At 48.5% G+C, this 24,227-nt stretch carries 26 protein-coding genes, 1 riboswitch and 1 other annotated feature; of the genes, 21 read left to right on the plus strand and 5 right to left on the minus strand.

The window, feature by feature from the left end:
- Nucleotides 1-9: 9 nt before the first annotated feature.
- The gene (locus BAMF_RS27540) at nt 10-981 is read left to right on the plus strand and encodes a glycosyltransferase family 2 protein (protein ID WP_013351972.1); all 972 of its coding nucleotides are present in this window, start codon (nt 10-12) and stop codon (nt 979-981) included.
- A gap of 90 nt (nt 982-1,071) precedes the next feature.
- Here BAMF_RS27540 and BAMF_RS41510 read toward each other — a convergent pair whose 3' ends face one another.
- Together BAMF_RS41510 and htrA are read right to left on the minus strand one after the other, a co-directional pair.
- Entirely contained in the window at nt 1,072-1,248 is a 177-nt protein-coding gene (locus tag BAMF_RS41510) for a hypothetical protein (RefSeq protein ID WP_173346429.1), read from the minus strand.
- A 95-nt stretch (nt 1,249-1,343) separates the two neighbouring features.
- The gene (gene htrA / locus BAMF_RS27545) at nt 1,344-2,693 is read right to left on the minus strand and encodes a serine protease HtrA (RefSeq protein ID WP_014470489.1); all 1,350 of its coding nucleotides are present in this window, start codon (nt 2,691-2,693) and stop codon (nt 1,344-1,346) included.
- Nucleotides 2,694-2,977: 284 nt separating this feature from the next.
- Between htrA and BAMF_RS27550 the strand changes: the two genes are divergently transcribed.
- The 10 genes from BAMF_RS27550 (at nt 2,978) to BAMF_RS27595 (ending at nt 14,059) form a co-directional block, all read left to right on the plus strand.
- Nucleotides 2,978-4,531, plus strand: coding sequence for an MFS transporter (locus BAMF_RS27550; RefSeq protein ID WP_013351974.1), 1,554 nt, complete (start codon nt 2,978-2,980; stop codon nt 4,529-4,531).
- Between the two features lie 155 nt (nt 4,532-4,686).
- A complete protein-coding gene (locus tag BAMF_RS27555) occupies nt 4,687-5,511 on the plus strand; it encodes a M55 family metallopeptidase (RefSeq protein ID WP_013351975.1) in 825 nt (274 codons plus the stop codon).
- 14 nt (nt 5,512-5,525) lie between these two features.
- A complete protein-coding gene (locus BAMF_RS27560) occupies nt 5,526-6,452 on the plus strand; it encodes an ABC transporter permease (protein ID WP_013351976.1) in 927 nt (308 codons plus the stop codon).
- Between the two features lie 5 nt (nt 6,453-6,457).
- Nucleotides 6,458-7,405: an ABC transporter permease gene (locus tag BAMF_RS27565; RefSeq protein WP_013351977.1), complete on the plus strand. Its 948-nt coding sequence runs from the start codon at nt 6,458-6,460 to the stop codon at nt 7,403-7,405.
- 5 nt (nt 7,406-7,410) lie between these two features.
- The gene (locus tag BAMF_RS27570) at nt 7,411-8,442 is read left to right on the plus strand and encodes an ABC transporter ATP-binding protein (RefSeq protein ID WP_013351978.1); all 1,032 of its coding nucleotides are present in this window, start codon (nt 7,411-7,413) and stop codon (nt 8,440-8,442) included.
- Entirely contained in the window at nt 8,439-10,058 is a 1,620-nt protein-coding gene (locus tag BAMF_RS27575) for a peptide ABC transporter substrate-binding protein (protein ID WP_013351979.1), read from the plus strand. The genes BAMF_RS27570 and BAMF_RS27575 overlap by 4 nt, the downstream gene beginning before the upstream one ends.
- A 67-nt stretch (nt 10,059-10,125) precedes the next feature.
- The gene (locus BAMF_RS27580; RefSeq protein ID WP_014471722.1) at nt 10,126-11,085 is read left to right on the plus strand and encodes a S66 peptidase family protein; all 960 of its coding nucleotides are present in this window, start codon (nt 10,126-10,128) and stop codon (nt 11,083-11,085) included.
- Nucleotides 11,086-11,091: 6 nt separating this feature from the next.
- Nucleotides 11,092-12,189 carry a mandelate racemase/muconate lactonizing enzyme family protein gene (locus tag BAMF_RS27585; protein ID WP_013351981.1) on the plus strand — a complete coding sequence of 366 codons (1,098 nt, stop codon included), beginning with the start codon at nt 11,092-11,094 and terminating at the stop codon, nt 12,187-12,189.
- Complete coding sequence (locus BAMF_RS27590) at nt 12,186-13,085, plus strand: C40 family peptidase (protein ID WP_013351982.1); 900 nt, start codon at nt 12,186-12,188, stop codon at nt 13,083-13,085. Before BAMF_RS27585 ends, BAMF_RS27590 begins: the two co-directional genes overlap by 4 nt.
- Nucleotides 13,086-13,087: 2 nt before the next feature.
- The gene (locus BAMF_RS27595; protein ID WP_013351983.1) at nt 13,088-14,059 is read left to right on the plus strand and encodes an ABC transporter ATP-binding protein; all 972 of its coding nucleotides are present in this window, start codon (nt 13,088-13,090) and stop codon (nt 14,057-14,059) included.
- 26 nt (nt 14,060-14,085) lie between these two features.
- Here the strand turns inward: BAMF_RS27595 and BAMF_RS27600 are convergent, their stop codons facing one another.
- The gene (locus tag BAMF_RS27600; protein ID WP_013351984.1) at nt 14,086-15,135 is read right to left on the minus strand and encodes a lactonase family protein; all 1,050 of its coding nucleotides are present in this window, start codon (nt 15,133-15,135) and stop codon (nt 14,086-14,088) included.
- Between the two features lie 69 nt (nt 15,136-15,204).
- Nucleotides 15,205-16,065: a dimethylarginine dimethylaminohydrolase family protein gene (locus tag BAMF_RS27605; RefSeq protein WP_013351985.1), complete on the minus strand. Its 861-nt coding sequence runs from the start codon at nt 16,063-16,065 to the stop codon at nt 15,205-15,207.
- A 190-nt stretch (nt 16,066-16,255) separates the two neighbouring features.
- Here BAMF_RS27605 and BAMF_RS27610 point away from each other — a divergent pair, with 190 nt between their 5' ends.
- The 8 genes from BAMF_RS27610 to BAMF_RS27645 all read left to right on the plus strand — a co-directional run bounded on the left by BAMF_RS27610 (nt 16,256) and on the right by BAMF_RS27645 (nt 22,501).
- On the plus strand, nt 16,256-16,774 hold the full coding sequence (locus tag BAMF_RS27610; protein ID WP_003154772.1) for an acyl-CoA thioesterase: 519 nt from the start codon (nt 16,256-16,258) through the stop codon (nt 16,772-16,774).
- A 100-nt stretch (nt 16,775-16,874) separates the two neighbouring features.
- Nucleotides 16,875-17,420: a GNAT family N-acetyltransferase gene (locus tag BAMF_RS27615; RefSeq protein ID WP_013351986.1), complete on the plus strand. Its 546-nt coding sequence runs from the start codon at nt 16,875-16,877 to the stop codon at nt 17,418-17,420.
- A 12-nt stretch (nt 17,421-17,432) separates the two neighbouring features.
- Nucleotides 17,433-17,542: riboswitch (guanidine-I (ykkC/yxkD leader) on the plus strand.
- Nucleotides 17,543-17,608: 66 nt separating this feature from the next.
- On the plus strand, nt 17,609-17,947 hold the full coding sequence (locus tag BAMF_RS27620) for a DMT family transporter (RefSeq protein WP_014472577.1): 339 nt from the start codon (nt 17,609-17,611) through the stop codon (nt 17,945-17,947).
- Complete coding sequence (locus BAMF_RS27625) at nt 17,947-18,261, plus strand: DMT family transporter (protein WP_003154765.1); 315 nt, start codon at nt 17,947-17,949, stop codon at nt 18,259-18,261. The genes BAMF_RS27620 and BAMF_RS27625 overlap by 1 nt, the downstream gene beginning before the upstream one ends.
- Nucleotides 18,262-18,334: 73 nt before the next feature.
- A complete protein-coding gene (purU, locus tag BAMF_RS27630; RefSeq protein WP_013351988.1) occupies nt 18,335-19,237 on the plus strand; it encodes a formyltetrahydrofolate deformylase in 903 nt (300 codons plus the stop codon).
- Between the two features lie 86 nt (nt 19,238-19,323).
- Nucleotides 19,324-19,537 (plus strand) — a binding site (T-box leader).
- Nucleotides 19,538-19,604: 67 nt separating this feature from the next.
- The gene (proB, locus tag BAMF_RS27635; RefSeq protein ID WP_013351989.1) at nt 19,605-20,717 is read left to right on the plus strand and encodes a glutamate 5-kinase; all 1,113 of its coding nucleotides are present in this window, start codon (nt 19,605-19,607) and stop codon (nt 20,715-20,717) included.
- Complete coding sequence (gene proA / locus BAMF_RS27640) at nt 20,714-21,961, plus strand: glutamate-5-semialdehyde dehydrogenase (RefSeq protein WP_013351990.1); 1,248 nt, start codon at nt 20,714-20,716, stop codon at nt 21,959-21,961. The genes proB and proA overlap by 4 nt, the downstream gene beginning before the upstream one ends.
- Before the next feature lie 114 nt (nt 21,962-22,075).
- Nucleotides 22,076-22,501, plus strand: coding sequence for an organic hydroperoxide resistance protein (locus BAMF_RS27645; RefSeq protein WP_013351991.1), 426 nt, complete (start codon nt 22,076-22,078; stop codon nt 22,499-22,501).
- Nucleotides 22,502-22,528: 27 nt separating this feature from the next.
- Here BAMF_RS27645 and BAMF_RS27650 read toward each other — a convergent pair whose 3' ends face one another.
- Nucleotides 22,529-23,038 carry a MarR family winged helix-turn-helix transcriptional regulator gene (locus BAMF_RS27650; RefSeq protein ID WP_013351992.1) on the minus strand — a complete coding sequence of 170 codons (510 nt, stop codon included), beginning with the start codon at nt 23,036-23,038 and terminating at the stop codon, nt 22,529-22,531.
- Nucleotides 23,039-23,113: 75 nt separating this feature from the next.
- Here BAMF_RS27650 and BAMF_RS27655 point away from each other — a divergent pair, with 75 nt between their 5' ends.
- Both BAMF_RS27655 and BAMF_RS27660 read left to right on the plus strand, forming a co-directional pair.
- Entirely contained in the window at nt 23,114-23,524 is a 411-nt protein-coding gene (locus BAMF_RS27655) for an organic hydroperoxide resistance protein (RefSeq protein ID WP_013351993.1), read from the plus strand.
- Nucleotides 23,525-23,663: 139 nt separating this feature from the next.
- The gene (locus BAMF_RS27660; protein ID WP_013351994.1) at nt 23,664-24,209 is read left to right on the plus strand and encodes a hypothetical protein; all 546 of its coding nucleotides are present in this window, start codon (nt 23,664-23,666) and stop codon (nt 24,207-24,209) included.
- Nucleotides 24,210-24,227: the final 18 nt, after the last annotated feature.

Raw genomic sequence — 24,227 nt, forward strand, 5'->3', positions numbered from 1 at the left:
GAAAAAAACATGAGCAGACATATTCAATATTCAATTGTCGTCCCCGTTTATAATGAGGAACTCGTCATTCAGACAACCTATCAACGTTTGAAAGAAGTCATGGATCAAACAAAAGATCATTATGAATTGATCTTTGTCAATGACGGAAGCAAAGACCGCAGTATTGAGATATTAAGAGAGCACAGTCTGATTGATCCGAGAGTGAAAATTATTGATTTTTCCAGAAACTTCGGTCACCAGATCGCAATCACCGCAGGCATGGATTACGCAGAGGGGAATGCCGTCATCGTCATTGACGCCGATTTGCAGGACCCTCCTGAATTAATCCTTGATATGATTGAACAGTGGAAAGAAGGCTACGATGTGGTGTACGCCGTCAGAACGAAACGGAAAGGAGAAACCTTTTTCAAGAAACAGACGGCTTCTATGTTTTATCGGCTGCTGCGGAGCGTGACCGATATTGATATTCCGCTCGATACCGGAGATTTCCGCCTGCTGGACAGAAAAGTCTGTGACGAAATGAAAAGATTAAAAGAGAAAAATCCATTTGTCAGGGGACTCGTCAGCTGGGTCGGGTTTAAGCAGACTGCTGTTGAATATGAACGCGATGAAAGGCTTGCGGGAGAAACGAAATACCCGCTTAAAAAAATGCTGAAGCTTTCCATGGACGGTATAACAACGTTCTCCCATAAACCGCTCAAGGCGGCAAGCTATGCGGGAATGATTATGTCCGGAGCGGGTTTTCTTTATATGTTTGTCGTTTTATATATGAAACTTTTTACAGACAGCACCATTACAGGCTGGTCCTCACTGATTGTGATACAGCTTTTATTCAGCGGCATCGTTCTCTTAATTCTCGGTATGATCGGCGAATACATCGGAAGGATTTATGACGAAGCAAAAGACCGTCCGCTCTATATCGTGCAAAAAGCGTACGGCATTAAAAACGAAAAGGTTTATCGGGATCAGCATATGTCTTAACCGAAACACCCTGTCCTTCTAGCGGACAGGGTGCTTTTATGTCTGAAATAAAAAGCCGCCGGATCACTGAGTGTCCCGCGGCTTTTTCAATCATCTGCGGCTGGCTTGCATGTGCAAAGAGCGCATAATCAGTCCGGTTCCCGTCAGATTCAATAAAATGCTTGCACCCAGCGTCATGCCCCAAGCAATGTTTTGATGAGGAAGCTGAAAGCTCAGCTGCAGCAAGATCAGGCTGGTAACGACCAGCAAAAGTCCGGAATGTTTCATGTATGTATCCTCCTTTGTACACTATTCATACGGACGGTTTGCGCTGAAAGTTTCATTGATATAAAAAAATCCAAGGCCGCTGCCCTGGATTTTTGTTAAGAAGGTGTTTCTTCTTTTTGAGTCAATTTCATTTTTTTCGTCATTTCCTTGCCGTTTCTGATAATCTTCACGTCCACGGTGCTGCCGACCTTCGTATTCTTATAGAGAATATTGCGAAGTTCGCTGCCCGTGTCGGTTTCTTTCCCTTTTAAGCCGATAATGATGTCTTCTGCTTTTAATCCGGCTTTGGCGGCAGGCGATCCCTGCGCCACTTCGCGAATATAAACCCCTTTATTCAGCTGTTTGCCGAAGAGGCCGAGTGTGCCTTCCTGATAGTTTTGCGGCACTTGCTCCAAGTCGATCATGCTTACCCCGATATAAGGGCGCTCCACATGTCCTTTAGTGAGAAGCGCTTCAGCGATCGGTTTTACATCGTTGCTCGGGATTGCAAAGCCGATGCCTTCTACATCACTTTCACTGATTTTCATGCTGTTGATGCCGATGATTTTGCCGTCTGTATTTAAGAGCGGCCCGCCGCTGTTTCCGGGATTGATGGCGGCATCAGTCTGGATGACATTGATGCTTGACTCACCGGCTGATGTAGAAATCGAGACGGTTCTGTTTAAGCCGCTCACGATACCCTGAGTGACGGTGCGGGAAAGGTCTTTTCCGAGCGGATCACCGATGGCGATGACGGATTCACCCGTTCTGAGAGCGGATGAGCTGCCGAAGCTTGCCGTTTTTGTCACGTGTTTATCACTGATTTCTAAAACGGCCAAGTCCGTCAGAGAGTCTCTGCCGACGAGTTTAGCTGTTACATCAGTACCGTCATATAATGACACTTTAAGGGAAGAGGCGCCTTCGACCACGTGGTTATTCGTAATAATATACGCTTTGCCGTTTGCTTTCTTAAAAATAACGCCTGAACCCGACCCCGTTTCGGCATCTTCACCCGATGAATTTGAGTTCGAACCGGAACCGGATCCGAATCCGAATAAATCTGAACTGCTTTGCTGCTTTTGCAGATTGGTGATTCCGACGATCGCCGGTGAAATGTCTTCCACCATATTTGAAATGCTGCTTGAATTTGCTGATGAGCTGCTTGACGATTTGCTGCTGCCGGAATCAGAAGATGTCTGTTTAGCGGTTACAGATGACGTTTCCTGAGCGGGAGCCGGATTGGACGTATCTTGCGTCTGATGGTCTCCAAGCGGCGTAAATGTATAGATGCCAAGGGCGAGCCCTCCGCCGATCACCCCGCCGAGGAGCGGTCTGAACCAGCCGAAGCTTCGTTTTTTCTTGTCCTCGTCCGTCGCTGAATATCTGGCCGGCTGCGGATTTTCTTTTGCTAAAAGGACTTCCTGTTCTTTTTGGTCTGTCCGATTTTCATCACGATAGTTATCCATCATGTTCACTCCGTTTCTCTATTTCATCATAGCATGATTTGCCTATTATTACTGACTCCATCTTACACAAAAAGTGTGGGATAATAATGAAAAGATTGTGGGAAATTGTGAAAAAGACGTAATTGGACGGGGCGCTTTATATTGACAATTTCGATCGGATTTGAAATAATAAATGATAGATTATGCTCAATCCTTCACATGAAAAGATATGAAAATTCTGTCAAGCTAATGGGGGAAATCTGTTAGCTTTTTTACGTTGTCAAATTTAAGAAAGGAGCTGTCAAATGAAAGAAAAACATCACTGGATTATTTCTCTGCTTGCTGTGTTGGCGGTCGGGCCGGGACTGATGTCGAACACCGCTCTTTCGGCTGTCCAAAGCCTTGTCCGGCAGACGGTCGGCGGAGGAAACTATGATTCTTTTCATCCGATTATTATCGGTAATATGGCATTTGCCTTATTCGTGCCGGCTGGGCCGTATTTAAGAAAAAGGTTCGGCTCCCGGCCTGTCTATATGATTTCTATGGCAGCGGCTGTCATCGGAGCGCTGCTAGCTTTTTGTACGAATGATATTTACCCGCTCGCTGCGGGCCGTTTTTTACAGGGAGCCGCTGCGGGCACTATGCTGATGATTATGATTCCGATGCTGGTGCTTTCGTTTCCGATTGAGCGCCGCAATTACGCCTTATTTGTGTTAATCGGCGGCTTTTACGGGTCCGTCATTATGGGGACCGTATTAGGCACGGCCGCGGCAAGCGCCGGCCATTGGCATTGGCTGTTCGGCATTTTTGGTCTGCTGTCTTTTTGCGGCTTCATTTTCAGCTATATGTGGCTGCGGGATGATGCTCATAAAGGCGCAGAAAGATCTCCATTTGACGGCTTCGGTTTTCTGTTAGCGGGTGTATCAGCCGTGCTGGCTGCCTTTACATTTATTCATCTGCCGAAATGGGGTTTCTCGTCATGGCATACGTTGGCGGGATTTGGAGGAAGCTTCGTCATTCTGCTGATCTTGCTGATTATGCAGTACAGAAACGAACATGCGCTGATTTCGATTAAACTTATGCTGATTCCAAAGCCGATTCTGGGAGTTTTTATGATCGCTGCAGGCAGTATCTCAATAGCGGTCAGCCTTTCTGCATTTCGCGGGGAGCTTCAGGCGGCGTATCATATGTCACAAACTCATTTGATATTTTTATATGCGAGCCTTTTGGCAGGCGTGGCCATTGCCGCTGTCATCAGTGCATTAGCATATGATAAAGTCGGCCCGGGCATGCTCGGGATAACAGGCTCTATTATACTTGTGTTCGTGAATTTTCAATGGATGACGACGGATCATCATATGCCTATTATTCTATTTGCGGGGCTTTTCGTAATGCTGGCGGCCGGAACAGGGCTTATCGTGGCAGCCGGACTGATGGGAGCCGCGTTAGGAGGACCGCTTCCGGAACTGGTGAAACGCATGACGGCAGTTCAGTTTTTGCGGCTGTTCATTTATATGGGCGCCCCTGTATTAATAGGGTATTTTACCAAAAGAGATGCTTCCGGCATGCTTTGGGGCGCGCACGGCACACAATCGCCGCATGAGTTGCTGATGGGGACATACAGCGATCTGTTCCTTATTGCTTTCATCTTAAGCCTGCTTTTAGTGTGTTTATCATTTGTCATGAATGCGACCGGCATGGGACATAAGCTGGCGCATAAACCGCACGCCGTCCGTAACCAGGAGGCTGAACAGCCTCCGCGGAAAACTACTGAACCGATCAGGCATCAGGTCATTCCCGATAGTGAATACAGAAGTGCGGTCAGACAGTTTCAGCGTCACCCCGAAAACAGTATGTAACTTTTTCTATCAGCAAACCCTTTTCCCGGTGAAAAGGGTTTGTTTTTTCCTATAATGGCAGAATGGTATATTGCATGTTTCATCCTTTTTTAATATAATTTGTTAGAATATTCATAATTTAATATCGAAATTTTAAATAAAAAAGGAGGTATTACATGAAACTGTATCTATCTGTAGATATGGAAGGGATATCTGGACTGCCGGATGAAACATTTGTCAATTCCCGCATGCACAATTATGAGCGCGGCAGGGTTCTGATGACCGAGGAAGCAAACTGGTGCATCGCAGAAGCGTTTAATAACGGGTGCACGGAAGTGACCGTAAATGACAGCCATTCAAAGATGAATAATCTGCTCGCAGAAAAACTTCATCCTGAGGCAGAGCTGATCACAGGGGACGTCAAGCCGTTTTCTATGATGCAGGGGCTTGATGAATCCTATTCTGGCGCAATGTTTATCGGCTACCATGCGAGAGCCTCAATGCCGGGAGTCATGTCGCACAGCATGATATTCGGCGTGCGTCACTTTTACATAAATGATAAGCCGGTCGGTGAACTGGGGTTAAATGCCTATCTCGCCGGATTTTACGATGTCCCGGTGATTATGGCTGCCGGGGATGATTGCGCCGCAAAAGAAGCGGAGGAGCTGATACCGAATGTGACGACAGCCGCCGTCAAGCAAACCATTTCAAGAACCGCGGTTAAATGCCTGTCTCCTCTGAAAGCCGGGCAGCTCCTGACGGAAAAAACAGCTTATGCGCTCAAAAATAAAGATAAGGTCAAGCCGCTCACTCCGCCTGAAAGACCGGTCTTAGGCATTGAATTTGCCAACTACGGACAGGCTGAATGGGCCCATTTAATGCCGGGCACAGAAATCATACCGGGAACGACAATCGTTCAATTTCAGGCAAAAGACATGCCGGAAGCCTATCAGGCCATGCTCGTCATGACAGAACTCGCCATGAGAACAACATTCTGTTAAAGGGGTGAACGGCATTGCTTCGGTATTTTATCAAACGTTTTATCGCAATGATTATGACCGTCCTCGTCATCACCACTCTGACATTTGTCATGATGAAAGTGATACCCGGCTCGCCTTTTAACGAAGAGCGGGGCACAAACGAAGCGGTTCAGCGAAATCTCGAATCCTACTACCATCTGAACGAACCTCTTATCACTCAATACGCCATCTATCTAAAATCCATTCTAACCTTTGATTTCGGTCCTTCAATTAAAAAACCGTCAGACAGTGTAAACGCCATGCTTGAACGGGGGTTTCCCGTTTCATTTGAGCTTGGCATAACGGCGATTATCATCGCTGTTATTTCAGGACTCGCGCTCGGCATAACGGCCGCTCTGAGGCGCGGCGGATTTCTCGATTATGCGGCCATGAGCCTTGCGGTGCTGGGGATTTCCATTCCGAATTTTATTATGGCGACACTGCTGATTCAGCAATTTGCGGTTCATCTGAAATGGTTTCCGGCTGCTACGTGGACGAGTCCAGTTCACATGGTCCTGCCGACTGCAGCGCTTGCCGTCGGACCTATGGCCATCATCGCGAGGCTGACAAGATCAAGCATGGCTGAAGTGCTCACTCAGGATTATATCCGCACGGCAAAAGCAAAAGGCCTTTCTCCTGTCAAAATTATCATCAAACACGCCTTGAAAAACGCTCTTATGCCTGTTGTGACAGTACTTGGCACGCTTGCCGCAAGTATCCTGACGGGCAGTTTCGTCATCGAGAAAATCTTTGCCATTCCGGGAATGGGCAAATATTTCGTGGAAAGCATCAATCAGCGTGACTACCCGGTGATTATGGGGACGACCGTATTTTACAGTGTGATTCTGATCGTCATGCTGTTTCTGGTTGATTTGGCATACGGCCTGTTAGACCCGCGCATAAAACTTCATAAGAAAGGGTGATCCCGATGAATCTCCCGCAGGAAACGGTAAAACACACAGAAGTGCCTGATGAATGGTTTCAGCCGGGCATGGAAAGAAAGGGTGAAGCCGAGTCGGTCAAGCGTCCGAGCCTGTCTTACACTCAGGATGCGTGGCGGCGGCTTAAAAAGAACAAATTGGCGATGGCCGGCCTTGTGATTTTATTTTGCCTGTTTCTATTAGCTGTGTTCGGTCCGGTGATATCACCGCACAGTGTGACAAGGCAGACGCTCGCCGAGCAGAATCTTCCGCCGTCTTCTTCACATTGGTTCGGAACCGATGAGCTTGGACGGGACGTATTTACAAGAACGTGGTACGGAGCGAGGATATCTTTATTTGTCGGTGTGATGGCGGCCTTGATCGACTTTTTGATCGGCGTCATTTACGGAGGCATCGCCGGCTACAAAGGGGGACGGACAGACAGCGCCATGATGAGAATCATCGAGGTTCTCTACGGATTGCCGTATCTGCTCGTTGTCATTTTGTTAATGGTGCTGATGGGACCGGGGCTCGGTTCTATTATCGTCGCTCTGACCGTGACGGGGTGGGTCGGCATGGCGCGGATTGTCAGAGGACAGGTATTGAGGATGAAGCATGATGAACACGTGCTTGCTTCGAAAACGTTTGGGGCGAAAACATTTCGGATCATTAAGAAAAATCTGCTGCCGAATACGATGGGGGCCATTATTGTCCAAATGACGCTTACGGTGCCGGCGGCGATTTTTGCGGAATCATTTCTAAGTTTTTTAGGACTCGGCATTCAAGCGCCGTTTGCAAGCTGGGGAGTCATGGCAAACGACGGGCTCCCGGCGATTTTATCAGGCCATTGGTGGCGGCTGTTTTTTCCCGCCTTTTTCATTTCCTTAACGATGTACGCGTTTAACGTGCTTGGAGACGGCTTGCAGGACGCGTTAGACCCGAAATTGAGGAGGTAGGAAAAATGGCGCAGCAAGTTCTTTCAGTTCAAAATCTGCATGTTACTTTTTCAACATACGGAGGCACCGTAAAAGCCGTCAGAGGCGTCAGCTTCGATTTATATAAAGGTGAAACGTTTGCGATCGTCGGTGAATCGGGCTGCGGAAAAAGCGTGACGTTACAAGCCGTGATGGGCCTTCTTCCGAAACATTCGGCAAAGATTGAATCCGGAAGCATACAATTTAAACAGAAAGACCTTTGTCAAATGACGGAACGGGAAATGCGGGGAATACGGGGACGTGACATTTCTATGATCTTTCAGGACCCGATGACGGCGCTCAATCCGACTTTGACTGTAGGAGATCAGCTTTCAGAAGCGCTTTTGGAACACCGAGACATGACCAGAAAACAAGCTGAATCCGAGGTTCTCGCCATGCTGGACCTTGTCGGCATCCCTGACTCGAAATCCCGCCTGAAGCAGTATCCCCACCAATTAAGCGGGGGCATGCGACAGCGGATCGTGATCGCGATGGCTCTGATCTGCGAGCCGGAAATCATGATTGCCGATGAACCGACGACTGCTCTTGATGTAACAATTCAAGCACAGATCCTTGAATTATTTAAAAAGATTCAAAGAAAAACAGGCGTATCTATTGTTCTGATTACGCATGATCTCGGCGTTGTCGCTCAGACCGCTGACAGGGTCGCCGTCATGTACGCGGGAAAAATCGCCGAAATCGGCACGAGGCATGATATTTTTTACCGGCCCGCTCATCCCTACACAAAGGGGCTGCTCTTCTCAGTGCCGCGGCTGGATATGGAGGATAGTGAGCTTTCGCCGATTGACGGGACGCCGCCTGATTTATTCGATCCGCCGCCGGGCTGCCCGTTTGCCGCCCGCTGCCCGGACAGGATGATCGTCTGTGAAAAGGTATATCCGGAAACAACCGTGAAATCCAAAAGCCATTTCGTCAATTGTTGGCTTCAGGATGACCGTGCAGAGAGGCAAAAGCACAAACAGCTGAAGGCAGCAGAGGAAAAAGGGGGATTCAAATGAAAAAGAAATGGGCAATCGGAGTGATTGCTGTTGTGTCGTTTGCTTTGATGGGCTGTACGGCCAATGAGCAGGCGGGAACAGAAACCGGCAAAGCAAAAGAACAGGGGGATGAAACAGTGCTCCGGCTCAATAACGAAAATGAGCCGACCTCACTTGATCCGCCGATCGGGTTTAATAATGTTTCCTGGCAGCCGCTGAATAACATAATGGAAGGTTTAACAAGGCTCGGAAAAGATAATAAGCCCGAACCGGCCATGGCAAAAAGCTGGAAGGTGTCCGCTGATAAGCTGACATATACCTTCAGTCTCCGTGATGACGCCAAATGGACCAATGGCGATCCCGTCACGGCGGAAGACTTCGTGTACGCCTGGAAACGGATGCTCGATCCGAAAACGGGAGCGTCTTCCGCATTTCTCGGCTATATGATCAAAGGCGGGGAAGAATTTAACAGCGGAAAAGGCAAAAAAGAAGACGTGAAAGTTACGGCAAAAGATAAAAAAACATTGGTCGTCACATTGGCGGCACCGCAGGATTATTTTCTGAGCGTCGTGTCCAATCCGGCGTATTTCCCGATTAATGAAAAGGTCGCTAAGGCTGATCCGAAATGGTTCACTGAAGCGAAAACCTTTGTCGGCAACGGGCCGTTCAAGCTGACGGAATGGAAGCATGACGACAGCATGACGATGGTCAAAAACGAGACGTATTGGGATAAAAAGACGGTGAAACTTGATAAAGTCACATGGGCGATGGTCAGTGACCGAAATACCGACTACCAGATGTTCCAGTCGGGAGATTTGGATACCGCTTTTGTGCCGGCAGAGCTGAGCGAGCAGCTGATGGGCGGAAAAAATGTCCGCACGTGGGATCAGGCCGGACTTTATTTCTATCGCTTTAACGTTAAAATGGAGCCGTTCCAAAATGAAAAGATCAGAAAAGCGTTTGCTGCGGCTATTGATCAGAAAGAAATCACGGATTATGTGACCAAAAACAGTGAAAAGCCGGCACATGCCTTTGTATCCCCGGGGTTTCCGCAGCCTGACGGGAAAGATTTCCGCGAAGCAGGCGGCAGTTTATTAACTCCGGATGAATCAGAAGCCAAAAAACTGCTGGAAAAAGGCATGGCAGAAGAGCATTATGACAAACTGCCTGCCGTCACACTGACATACAGCACAAAGCCGGAGCATAAAAAAATAGCGGAAGCGGTACAGCAGAAGCTCAAAAGTGTGCTCGGTATAGACGTTAAGCTCGCCAATATGGAATGGAATGTCTTTTTAGAGGAGCAAAAAGGGCTGAAGTTTCAGTTCTCTCAAAGTTCATTTTTACCGGATTACGCAGATCCGATCAGTTTTCTTGAGGCTTTCCAGACGGGCAATTCCATGAACCGCACCGGCTGGGGCAGCGAGACATACGACAGCTATATCAAGCAGGCAAAACAGGAAGCCGATGCAAAAAAACGTTTTGCGCTCATGCATAAAGCGGAGAAGCTGCTCATGAACGAGGCTCCGATCATTCCGATTTATTTTTACAATCAGGTGCATCTGCAAAACAGCGGCGTGAAGGGCATTGTCCGGCACCCCGTCGGTTACGTTGATCTGAAGTGGGCGGAAAAGTCCTGATATCACCTCGGAAACGACATACCGCTCTTTTGCCGTTAAAGGAGCGGTATGTTTCACTTTTCAATCCATGGGAGAGGAGATTGAAAAAGCCATGAACCATAAACCAAAAGCACTGCAAAAAGGCGACACGGTCGGTGTGATTGCGCCCGCAAGCCCCCCTGAGAGCGGGACTTTACAAAACGCGCTGCTTTTTTTAGAGAATGAGCTTGGCCTTCAAGTGAAACTCGGCCGGTCGCTGAAGACCCGCCACGGCTATTTGGCGGGAGAAGACAGGGCGCGTCTCGATGATCTCCATGACATGTTCAGTGATCAGAATGTCAAAGCAGTGATATGCGCGTGCGGAGGATTCGGCACGGGCCGCATTGCCGCTGACATTGATTTCGGCTTAATCCGCAGCAATCCGAAAATTTTCTGGGGATACAGCGATATTACATTTTTACATACCGCCATTCATCAAAATACGGGACTCGTCACATTTCACGGCCCGATGCTGAGCACGGATGTGGGACTTGAAGATGCTGATCCGCTGACAAAGGCATCGTATCATCAGCTTTTCGAAGAAACGGAATTCACCTATACGGAGGATATTTCTCCGCTGGAGGTGCTGACAGACGGAAGAGCCGAGGGAGAGCTTGCGGGCGGCAATCTGTCGCTTATTACATCCACACTCGGTACGCCGTTTGAAATTGATACGAAAGACAAACTGCTGTTTATCGAGGATATTGATGAGGAGCCGTATCAAATCGACAGAATGCTGAATCAATTGAAAATGGCCGGCAAACTATCAGACGCAGCAGGAATTCTAGTCTGTGATTTTCACAAATGCGAACCGAAGAATAAAGAAAAGTCCCTCACATTAGAGCAAGTGCTGAACGATTACATTGTCAAATCAGGGAAGCCCGCGCTCAAAGGCTTTAAAATCGGCCATTGTTCGCCGAGCTTCGCCGTTCCGATCGGAGTCCGCGCGGTTATGGATACGGCGGCCAAAGCGGTAACAATTGAATCGGGGATTTCGGGAAGGGAGTGACCGGACGTGAGGATAACAGATATTCAAACAGGACGGATATCCGTGCCGCTGAAAAAACCGTTTAAGACCGCTTTGCGCACGGTTTACAATGCTGAATCGGTCATTGTGAAGATTACATTTGACAACGGTCTGACCGGCTGGGGCGAGGCGCCGCCGACGGTTGTTATAACAGGCGACAGCGCAGCAAGTATCGAAAGCGCCGTTTGCGATGTACTGAAGCCCGCTCTTTTAGGCCGGAACATTTCTGACAGGGAAGCAGTTTTGTATGACATCAGCCGGCTTTTGGTAAGAAATCAAAGCGCAAAGGCCGCGGTAGATATGGCTGTATATGACGGATGGGCGCAAATGCACGGGCAGCCGCTTTATCAGCTTCTCGGAGGTTATCGGAATACGATGGAAACAGATTTTACCGTCAGCGTCAATTCTCCTGAGGAGATGGCAGGGGATGCAGACCGTTATGTGAACAAAGGATTTCATATTTTAAAAATAAAAGTCGGCATAGGTGACATATCAGACGATATCGCGCGGATTCAGGCGGTCAGATCACGTGTCGGCGCAACCGTCAAACTGAGACTGGACGCGAACCAAGGCTGGACGCCGAAAGAAGCCGTGACCGCGATCCGAAAGATGGAAGACGCCGGACTTGGCATTGAGCTGGTCGAACAGCCTGTTCATAAAGACGATATCGCCGGGCTGAAACGGGTCACAGATGCCGTAGACACACCGATTATGGCGGACGAGAGCGTCTTTACGCCCCGTCAGGCCTTTCACGTACTGCAAACGAGAAGCGCCGATTTAATCAATATTAAGCTGATGAAAGCGGGCGGCATAAAGCAGGCGGAAACCATCAATGCGATGGCGGAAACGTGCGGCGTGGAATGCATGGTCGGCAGCATGATTGAGACGAAGCTCGGCATTACCGCCGCAGCCCATTTTGCAGCGGGCAAACGGAATGTTACAAGGTTTGATTTTGATGCGCCGCTTATGCTGAAAAATGACTTCATAAAAGGCGGCATCACATACAGCGGCAGTCAGATTACGATCCCGGATGAACCGGGTCTGGGCATTACCGGCGTGTCGATACAAGAGGAGGCGAAACAATGAGAGCAGCCGTTACAGCGGCGGCAGCCAATGTATGGACGCTGCCGTCATCTCCCCGCCCGTATGATGCACCGGTGCTCGAAAACCCGCCGCAAATCAGAAAATGGCTGGCGTCTATGGGATATGAAGAGCGGCTTCAACTATGCACAGACAACCTTGTCCAAACGCAAGTGCTTTTCGGGGAAGAAGTGATCATTCTCAAAGAGGAGGGTGAATGGGCTTTTGTTGCCGTTCCCGGCCAGCCTTCAAAAAAGGACGCGCGCGGATATCCTGGCTGGGTGAAAAAAAGCCAGCTTTCAAAAAACAGCTTTCCCACATCTTCTCCTGCCGTATGGATTACCAAACCGACATCTTTTTTATATCACTCAAACGGCGAACCGGATCTTGAAGTGAGTTTCTTAACGCGTCTTCCGGCAGCCGGACGTGAAAATGGCTTTTTCCGGGTGGCGACGCCGCTCGGAGAACGATTCGTAAAGGAAGCTGACGCAGACGAATTCCGGCATAGGAAAGGGCGGGCAATAGATATCATCGAAACAGGCATGATGTTTCTCGGGCTTCCTTATTTATGGGGTGGACTGAGCGGTTTCGGGTTTGACTGCTCCGGATTTATGTATTCGGTATTTAAAGCAAACGGTTATGCCCTTCCCCGTGATGCGCAGGACCAAGCAAAAGCTGGATTCGGCGCTGCGGTAAACGATATCCGGCCGGCTGATCTTTTGTTTTTCGCCTATGATGAAGGACAAGGCGCGATCCACCATGTCGGTTTGGCGCTGGGAGACGGCCGGATGCTGCACTCCCCGAAAACGGGAAAAACAATCGAAGTGCTGCCTTTGGAAGGAACCGTCTATGAAAAGGAATTATGCATCGTACGCCGCTGTATCAGCGAAAAGGGGGAATGAATATGACAGCGTCTCCGCTCCTTGAAGTCAGCGGGCTGAAAATGCATTTTGACGCAGGAAGAAAGAAAGCCGTAAAAGCAGTCGACGGTGTCAGTTTTCACATTCAAAGAGGGGAAACATTCGGACTCGTCGGAGAATCGGGGTGCGGTAAATCGACGCTCGGAAGGGTTATTCTTCGTCTGTACGACCCGACGGCCGGTTCGGTATCATATGAAGGGACGGACATACACCGTGCCGCGCCAGATCAGCGGTCGGTCTTATTCCGCAAGCTGCAGATGATTTTTCAAGACCCTTACGCCTCGTTAAATCCGCGCCTGACCGTACGGGAAATTATTATGGAGCCGATGGAAATCCACAATCTTTACAATACCCGTAAAGCCCGTCTGATGATGGCGGATGAACTGCTTGAAGCTGTCGGACTCCATCCGGATTTCGGCAGCCGGTACCCCCACGAATTCAGTGGCGGACAGAGACAGAGAATCGGGATTGCCAGAGCACTTTCTCTGCACCCCGAGTTTATCGTGGCGGATGAGCCGATTTCTGCGCTTGACGTGTCCGTACAGGCACAGGTCGTCAACCTTTTAAAAAGGCTTCAGAAGGAGAAAGGGCTGACATTTTTATTTATCGCTCACGATTTATCAATGGTCAAGCATATCAGCGATAGGATCGGCGTGATGTATTTGGGGCGCATGATGGAAATCACAGAAAGCGCTGCGCTTTACAAGGAACCGCTTCACCCTTATACGAAGGCGCTTTTATCTTCAATTCCGATCCCTGATCCGCTTCTTGAGGACAAGCGTGAACGGATTATTCTGAAAGGGGAGCTGCCGAGCCCAGTTAACCCGCCGAGCGGCTGTGTTTTCAGGACGCGGTGCCCTGAAGCGATGGAGCTCTGCGGTAAAGTTACGCCTGAGCTTGAGGAAGTGAAGACGGGACGTTTTGTCGCCTGTCACTTATACAAAAAAGAAAGCTGACTTTAAATCGTCAGCTTTCTTTGTGATTAAACCTGATGCAGAAATGACACGCAGACCGGATACGGAACCGGTACGTCAGATTGAAGCAGAGTCAGTCTGCCCGTTTCCGGATCGCGTTCAAACAAAACCAGATTTCCCGTTTCTTCATTTGACGCGATAAGGAATGTTTCGGATGGATCAAACGCGAAATCACGCGGCCAGTTTCCTTCTGTCGGCACCCATTCAACAAGAGACAATTCCCCGGAATATTGATTGATCTTAAAGATGGCGATGCTGTCATGCCCGCGGTTGGCGGCATAAAGAAATCTGCCGTCTTTAGATATGCGGATCGCGCTGCCCTGAGATTTGTCAGTAAAGCCTTCAGGCAAAGCGGAAATGACCTGAAGCTCTCTGAATTCACCTAAGGTCGGATTGTATTCAAGCGCGATGACTTCATTGCTGATCTCCGTCATGACATAGGCGTATTTTTCCGCCGGATGGAAAACGATATGGCGCGGCCCTGAACCGGGTGCGAAAGAATGGGTTTTTACCTCTGTGAGCGCGCCGTTTTGCATTTGGTAAGTATACAGCGTATCCGTCCCTAAATCGACGGCTGCAATGTAATTATGCTCAGGTGTAAAGCCTGCGAAATGAGTATGCGGTTTCTCCTGTCTTTCATGAGGACCGGTCCCCGTATGAGCTGCTTCAGCTGCAGGCTCCTGCAGGCTGCCGTCCTGATTGACAGGGAAGGCGTGCACTTTTCCGCTGTGGTAATTAGCGGTTAAAACATATTCATGTTTACTATCAATGCTGACGTGGCATGGAGACGGGCCTTCAATCAGCTGGTGGTTCACAAAAGTTAATTCGCCGGTGTTCTGATTGATTTGATAGGCTGCGACGCCGCCTTTTCCGTCTGCTTTTTCAATGGAATACAGCATGCTGTTATCAGAGTTCGGTGTGACGTATGTCGGGTTGCCGAGCTTTGCAGCAAGCTTCGGCTGGCTGAGCTGTTTCGCTTCTGTATCAAGTTCAAAACAATAAATGCCTTCGCTGCCGCCTTTTGTATATGTTCCCGCGTATCCTATGTACTTAGCCATTCGGTTTCCCCCTTTAAGTCTTGTCTTCTCTATATTAACGTATCTTGAAGGAAACTGCCTTGTAAATGTTTAAGATGTTCTGACAAGCGGGAGGGTGCAGCAGCGGAAGGAACCGCCCGATTTGATAATTTCGGAAAACTCGGTTTCAATGACTTTATATCCCCTTTTTCTGAGCTCTCGGTTCGTATGACGGTGCTGCGGCAGGCTGATAATTGTCTGATTGCCGATGGACAGGATATTCGGTCCGAGCGTAAATTGTTCTTCTTCAGGCACTTCTATCATCTCAAAACGTTCGGCAAGAAGATCAATTTCTTTCTGCCGTAAGCCATTTTTGCAGTATAGCGCCTCCGTTTCCGAGATCATATTAAACACACAGTCCAAATGTAAGAAATCCTCCTTAAGAGGGATCGGCACGACGGTCATTTCCGGCAGCGCCTCCTGCAGCTCCCGGACAGCCGCTTTATCCGTGCGCTCGCTCAGCCCGGCATAAACGGTGCCGTCTGCGATCATGACGTCGCCGCCTTCAATGTTCGCTTTGCTGATTCGCGTATAAGGGATTTTCTCATCATCAAGCAGGTGTTGAAACACCTTTTCTTCTCCCTGCCGGACTGAAGCCGCCATGCTTGAAATAAACGCTGTTTCTCCTAAGACAAATCCGATATCCCGGGTGAATACCTGCTCAGGCAATTCGGGATCGGCAGGCAGCAGGACGACTTCAATCTGATGGGATTTTAAAATGTCAATAAACTCATTATGCTGTTTGAGGGCGGTGGAGATGTCAATATTTTCTTGTTTAAAATGTTTTTGTGTTCCGTTAATAATATCTTTGATGGCCATGTGTTCCGGCCGGCATAAAATGACTGTCTTCAAAGCATCATATTCACTGCGGCATGCCGGTTTTGGCGTGGATTTGGGAATGGATACGTGCATGTGATAGCCTCCTATCGATATTCAATGTGCGTTTATTATTCCCGGATGTGATGAATAATGAAACATTTCTGACAGAATATCTAACCAACTTAACATTTAAAATTTTAGACAAAACGGTAAAAGTATTGTTTAATAGGTGGTAGCAGATGAATGAGTCGAAACGACCAGACACCAAAGGGGAGTTTGAATAATGAAGTTGCCAGAATCAAGATTTTGCAAAGAAACAAGGGTAGTCAAAACAAGCAGGGTTTTTCCGCTTGATACCAATAACCACAATACGCTGTTTGGCGGAAAGCTGATGAGCTACATTGATGATATCGCTTCAATTTCCGCGGCCCGCCACTGCCGGTGTGAAACCGTCACGGCCTCAATGGACTCTGTAGATTTTTTGCGCCCGATCGGCCAGCAGGATTCCGTATGCCTTGAATCCTACGTCACATGGGTCGGAACATCGTCTATGGAGGTGTTTGTCAAAGTCATTAAAGAGCATCTGATGACTGGGGAACGCGAGCTTGCGGCAACGTCATTTCTGACCTTCGTCGCGCTCGATTCAAACGGGAAATCGGTGCCCGTTCCGCGGATCGTGCCGGAAACCGAGGAAGAAATCATGCTTCACAATACGGCCGTTCAGCGCGCCGGAGAACGAAAAAACCGTTTAAAACACAGCAAGGCCCTGGCCGAGGCGCTCGGGACAGATAAGCCTTGGTAATCGTCAAACCGCTTTTTTAAAAAAGCGGTTTTTTTACGCTGAAAAAGGACTTTTCCTGCCGGATCCATAATCTAATACAGGGAAAGGAGACGTGGCGTGTATGATGAAGCATAAGTCTTCCGGCACCATCCTGACAACCAGGCGTATCCGCCTGCGCACCATGCGGGATGACGATGAAGAGAATTTGTACGGGCTGTTTACCGATAGAGAGGTCATGAAATATTATCCTTCTCTTAAAAGCAGACGGGAAACGAAGGAATGGATTGCCTGGAACAAACGATTGGCCAAAGGATACGGCGTGAGTCTTTGGATCGCAGAAGATAAAGAGACGGGTGCATTTCTCGGTCAATGCGGAATCGTTCCGCAGACGGTAAACGGAACCGCGATGATGGAAATCGGTTATATGTTTGCCCGCCGCCATTGGGGCTGCGGCTATGCGACAGAGGCTGCGAAAGCCTGTCTGACATACGGTTTTCAAACAAAGCAATACGGACGCATAGCGGCGCTGATCGATCCGGAAAACCTTGCTTCCGTCCGCGTCGCGGAAAAAATCGGCATGGCAGCCGGCGAGACCGTTAACAAATGGGAGAGGCAGCTGACGGTTTTTGACATCACATCTGACATTGAACGTTTCAGCGAAATGTAGTATGATACGAACAGACATGTTTTCTAGGGTTCCGCATGTTCACACATGGCCTGGTCCGAGAGAAAACACATATGCGGACATATTCCCGCATATGCACACGGAGGGAAAAAAGCCCGGGAGAGTCAATCTCATGTGAGACGACTATCCGGGCTTTTTTGTATTGTCCGAAAACAGAAAGGGTGAAGAACATGAAATGGGGTTTAGTGGTCTTAGCGGCCGTATTTGAGGTTGTATGGGTCATCGGCCTGAAACATGCAGATTCGGCGCTGACGTGGAGCTCCACAATTGTGGGCATCATCATCAGTTTTTATCTATTAATCAAGGCGACTAACAGCCTGCCCGTAGGAACGGTATATGCGGTCTTTACCGGTCTCGGGACAGCGGGCACCGTGCTGAGCGAAATCTTGCTTTTCAAAGAGCAGGCCGATCCGGTGAAAATCGTGCTGATCGGCGTTTTGCTGATCGGTGTCATCGGATTAAAGCTGGTCACACAGGATACGCCTGAGACGAAGGAGGAGAAGTCGTAATGCATTGGATCAGTCTGATAGCCGCGGGTCTTTGTGAAATGCTCGGGGTCATTTTGATGAATCAATTTCAAAAAGAAAAGAAAGTCAAATGGATTCTCTTCATTATCGTCGGTTTTGCGGCTTCATTTTCGCTGCTTTCTTATGCGATGGAAACGATCGCGATGGGAACGGCCTATGCAATCTGGACGGGTATCGGCACGGCGGGCGGCGCGTTAGCCGGTATTCTTTTCTACGGAGAGCAGAAGGATGCGAAGCGCATCTTTTTCATTGCGCTTATTTTATGCGCTGCCGTAGGATTGAAAATTCTTTCGTAAATTGATTTTTAACAAATCTTCAGTATAATCTATAATAAGTTACGAATTATGAAGATACGAGGGATTAAAACATATGAATTCATATATGACACAGCGGCTGAATGACTACCGCGAAGGGAATGAGGAAAAAGGGCGCCTGCTCGTCAGCTGCCCCGACCAGCCGGGAATTGTATCGGCTGTGTCCGCGTTTTTGTTTGAACATGGCGCAAATATTATTGAATCAAATCAATATACGACTGATCCTGAAGGCGGCCGGTTTTTTCTTAGAATTGAATTCGACTGCAAAGGCATTCGGGAGAAAAAAGAGGACTTAAAGCAGGCGTTCGCTTTAATCGCCCAAACATTCGGCATGACATGGAGCCTGTCTCTGGCAAGTGAGCTGAAGCGCGTGGCGATCTTTGTATCGAAGGAGCTGCACTGTCTTCATGAACTCATTTGGGAATGGCAAAGCGGCAATATGATGGCCGAAATTGCGGTTGTCATCAGCAACCATGAAGAGGCGAAAGAAGTGGTTGAACCGCTGAATATTCCGTTCCATTACATGAAGGCTAACAAAGACATCCGCGCGGAAGTTGAGCGGCGCCAGCTTGAGCTTCTGGAGCAGTATGAGATTGATGTGATCGTTCTTGCCCGCTACATGCAGATTTTGACGTCTGACTTTGTATCCGCACACCCGAATCGGATTATTAACATCCACCATTCATTCCTGCCGGCCTTTATCGGAGCTAATCCGTATAAACGGGCTTATGAGCGCGGAGTAAAATTAATCGGCGCGACATCTCACTATGTGACGGACGACCTTGACGAAGGCCCGATTATTGAACAGGATATTGAACGCGTCGATCACAGAGATCACGCAGAGGATCTGAAGAATATCGGCAGAACCATTGAGCGCAGCGTATTGGCAAGAGCCGTAAAATGGCACTTGGAAGATCGCGTCATCGTTCACGAAAACAAAACGATCGTATTTAATTAATAGCGGTCCGCCGGGGAGGCGGGCCGTTTTTTATGGATGAAAATGTCTTGACAAGAACTCGTTTTCTTTGCATAATATAAAAAAATCATTGAGCGTTGAAGAGGATCAGTACGCAGAACTTTCTGTGACAGAGAGCAAAATGGCCCGCTGAAACATTTTGCCGCATGAAACCTGCCGAACCTGCCTTGGAGTCCTGAGGGGAAAACTCAGGCGCGATAACCTGGCGTTACAGGAAAGCGGGACGCGTGCAAAACGCGTTCAAACAAGGTGGTACCACGGAAAGCCCATTTCGTCCTTATTTTTCAGGATGGAATGGGCTTTTTTATTTGATGAGCCGGTTTGGATTGATTGCCACGGAGGAGAAACTATGAAAAAGCAGAGAATTGTTGTGAAAATCGGGAGCAGCTCGCTCACAAACAGTAACGGAAGTATTGATGAAGCCAAAATCAAGGAGCATACGGAAGCCATTTCATTATTAAAAGAAAACGGGCATGAAGTAATCCTTATTACCTCAGGCGCGGTGGCAGCGGGTTTTTCCGCTCTCGGCTATCCGTCGCGCCCCGTTACAATAAAAGGAAAGCAGGCAGCCGCCGCGGTCGGCCAGACGCTTTTAATGCAGCAATATATGGACCATTTAAAAAGATACGGTCTGACGCCGGCGCAAATTTTATTAACAAGAAATGATTTCTCAAAAAGAGAGCGGTACAGAAATGCGTATGCCACGGTAATGGAATTGCTGGAGCGGGGAGTCGTGCCGATTATTAATGAGAATGATTCCACATCAGTCGAAGAGCTGACGTTCGGAGATAATGACATGCTGTCGGCGCTTGTGAGCGGCCTGATTCATGCAGACCAATTAATGATTCTCACAGACATTAACGGCCTGTACGATGCCAATCCGAATGAAAATCCTGACGCAAAGCGGTTTGATTATTTGACTGACATTACACCTGAATTGCTCGGGTATGCCGGTTCAGCAGGCTCGAAAGTCGGCACCGGAGGCATGAAGTCAAAACTTCTCGCTGCCCAGACCGCGTTGTCGCTCGGAGTTAAGGTGTTTATCGGGACCGGTGCCGGACGGGAAAAACTGAAGCTGATTTTAGATGGTAAAGGCGACGGTACATATATCGGTGATAAAGAGCTGTCCTCCGTTAATAATACACGGCAATGGATCATGTTTCATTCTCCGATATCAGGGGAAATCATCATTGATGGGGGAGCGGAGCAGGCGATGATCCATAACGGCTCAAGTCTCCTTCCGGCCGGTGTCGCCGATGTCTGCGGCAGTTTTCCGAAAGGGGCCGTAGTGGAAGTCAGAGGTCCCGGCGGCATCATCGGCAAAGGGCAGACGCATTACTCATCCGATGAGATTTTGGAAGCCAAAGGGAAGCGGAGCGATCAGCTTCCGGGCGCGAAGCAGGTGGAAGTGATTCACAGAAATGATTGGGTGAATTTATTTGACGAGGGGGAAAACAAATGAGTGAAGTATTGCAAAAAGCTGCCTTGGCAAAAGAAGCGGCTGCCGAAATGGTCATGAAAACGACCGCTGAAAAAAACGAAGCGCTCCAATGTATTGCAGACGGGCTCAGAAATGAACGCCAGCTGATTTTAACAGAGAATCAGAAAGATATTGAAGCGGGACAGAAAAGAGGACTGACGCCTGACATTATTGACAGGCTGACTCTTGACGAAAAACGCCTGCTCGATATCGCGGATGCTGTAGAACTATTAATCGGTCTGAAAGATCCCGTCGGCGAATCTTTGGAGACCATTCAAAAAGAGAATGGATTATCCATTGAAAAAATCCGCGTGCCCCTCGGAGTAGTGGGCATGATCTATGAAGCCAGACCGAATGTTACAGTAGATGCTGCCACACTTTGCCTGAAAACCGGAAACGCGGTTGTGCTCAGAGGAAGTTCGTCAGCTATCCACAGCAACAAAGCACTTGTCAGTGTGATGAAACGCGCACTGGGACTGTCAAAGCTTCCGATTGATGCCGTTCAGCTCATAGAAGATACAAGCAAAGAAACCGCGAAACAGCTCTTCACATTAAATGACGGGCTGGATGTATTGATCCCGCGCGGCGGCAAAAATTTGATTGATCTGGTGGTCAGGGAATCAACCGTACCCGTGTTAGAAACCGGAGCGGGCAATTGCCACGTGTACATAGATGAGTCAGCAGATCCTGATATGGCCAGAGATGTCGTCATCAACGCCAAAACACAGCGGCCTTCCGTCTGCAATGCGATTGAATCTCTTTTGATCCATGAAAAATGGGCGGAAGAACACGGACGAAAGCTGCTGAATCAGCTGACAGAAAAAGGGGTGGAGCTTCGCGGAGATCAGATGATTTGCGAGCTGGAGCCTAATGCGAAACAAGCCGAAGAGGCCGATTGGGGAGCTGAATACCTGGCGCCGATTCTCAGTGTAAAAACGGTGCATGACGTACAGGAGGCGGTCCGTCACATTCAGCAGTACGGCACAAACCATTCAGAAGCCATTCTGACGGAAAACGGTGAGAATGCCGCTTACTTCCAGACAGCCGTTGACGCCGCCGCCGTGTATCATAATGCTTCCACACGGTTTACAGACGGCTTTGAATTCGGGTACGGAGCCGAAATCGGCATCAGCACGCAAAAGCTTCACGCGAGAGGACCGATGGGGCTTCCGGCGTTAACATCTACAAAAATCATTATCAAAGGAAACGGACAAATCCGCGTATAGTCTTTTTAAGCTTATCCTTGAAAAAGGGTAGGCTTTTTTTGTGCGGGGAGATTGACGATTCACATTATATTGTTTACAATTAAATTGTAAACAATATGATAGAGGTGAATTCACATGACAAAACCATTATTTACAGCTACAGTATCAGCCGCCGGCGGACGGGAGGGAAAAGTCTCGTCTTCTGACGGTGTGCTGAACCTTGATGTTGCCATGCCGGGAACGCCAAGAGCAAAACGGCTCGAACATGCCACAAACCCTGAACAGCTGTTTGCTGCAGGATACTCTGCCTGCTTTGACAGCGCCCTTCAGCTCGTAGCGAGAAAAGAGCGCCTGAGTATTGAAACAGAGGTCACAGCGCATGTCAGTCTGCTGAAAGATGAAGCAGACCAAGGATATAAACTCGGCGTTACCCTCGAGGTCAAAGCATCCGGCATTAATAAAGAGGAGCTTGAAGCACTTATTCAAAAAGCGCACGGTGTCTGCCCGTATTCAAAAGCGACAGCGGGAAATATTGAAGTAAATCTTCTAGCAGCAGAATAAAAACAAGGATGCCCATTCGGGGCATCCTTATTTTACGTCGTGCAATGTTTTCAAAACCTCATAAAGCGCCTGCTTTACCTGCTTTAATTCCTCTTTTGACAGTCCCGTCTGTTCCAGCATCGCAATGGGAATATCCGCCGCCGTTTTCTGCAAGGCGCATCCTTCATCTGTCAATCTGATCGTCACAGAGCGCTCGTCTTCAGGCGACCGCTTTCTCATAATGATTCCGCGCTGCTCCATCCGTTTCAGCATCGGTGTCAGCGTTCCGGAGTCCAAGTGCAAAAGTTCACCCATCCGTTTTACATTCAGTTCTTCGTGCTCCCATAATAAGAGAAGCGCCAAGTATTGCGGATAGGTCACATTGAGCTTATCAAGCAGCGGTTTGTACCGTTTCGTCATTTCTCTGGAGCTTGCATACAACAAAAAACAAAGCTGATTCTCCAGTTTCATATGTTCAAATTCTTTTTCTGCCATAATTTCTTTCACCAACTCTTTGTTTGTTAACGTTACCCCTATTGTAGCCGAAAAAAGGCACATTTCCTATTCCAATCATGTTTAAAAATATGAGCAGGGGCAATATATACAATAAGCACAATGAGGAGGCTGATAATTATGGCATTATTTACTTCAAAAGCGACCGCAGTCGGCGGACGGTCAGGACATATTAAATCCGAAGACGGAGTGTTGGATTTTGACATCATCATGCCGAATGCAAAAAAAGACGGTGAAACCGGCACAAACCCTGAACAGCTGTTTGCGGCAGGATATGCCGCCTGCTTCGGGGGAGCGCTTGAGCTCGCCGCCAAAAAACAGAACATCGACATGACCTCTGAAATTGAAGGACAGGTCAGTCTTTTAAAAGATGAGAGCGACGGCGGATACAAAATCGGCGTAACGCTCGTCATCGATACAAAAGACCTTGATAAAGAAACGGCGGAGAAGCTTGTACACGCCGCTCACGAGTTCTGTCCGTATTCAAAAGCAACAAGAGGAAATGTTGACGTCAAACTTGAACTCAAATAATGCACGAACGAATATCCCGGATCTTATATCCGGGATATTTTATTAACGAAAACATCAGTAATGATCTCTTCTCTCCCGGAATAAGAATACGATATAGCACTTTAGCATAATGACACCAAGAGAAACGAGGGAGAAATCGATGTCTCTTCCAAACATACCGAACATCACCCCCGACATTACACTCTCCAGATGTGAGACTTTGAACCTCCTTCTTTCATCCGTGGCTCTGGAAGAAATCGGATTATCCCATATTCTGCAGGCGGAAGCAGAAAGAATTCAAACCTTTCTCGGCGCTTCCGGCGATCCCTCTTTAGGGGAATTGTCAGCAATCAATAGAAGCACCGAACGGCTTCTGCGCACCGTCATGAAATCCCAGCTCCTTTTGCAGACGAAACTCGAGGACATTATCTACTTACAGGATTCTGAGGCCTGTATGGATCCGAGCGACCCAAGTCATCCGAGTGACCCGGGCGATCCGGACGACCCAGATGACCCGTGGGATCCGGATGATCCCTGCGAACCGGATGATCCGTGCGACGATTCAAGCGGCCCATGTGATCCGTGTTTTCCGAATCCTTCACCTGAAGATCCGTGTGACGGCCTGTTCTACGGCCGCATTGGCTGCTGTGAGTGCGAGGATTGTGAGGAATGCGGATGGAAGAGGAAAGGCGGGGAGCGTTCATAAAGAAAGAGACGGGTGAAG

The sequence above is a fragment of the Bacillus amyloliquefaciens DSM 7 = ATCC 23350 genome (genome assembly GCF_000196735.1).
In the GTDB taxonomy this organism is placed as follows: domain Bacteria; phylum Bacillota; class Bacilli; order Bacillales; family Bacillaceae; genus Bacillus; species Bacillus amyloliquefaciens.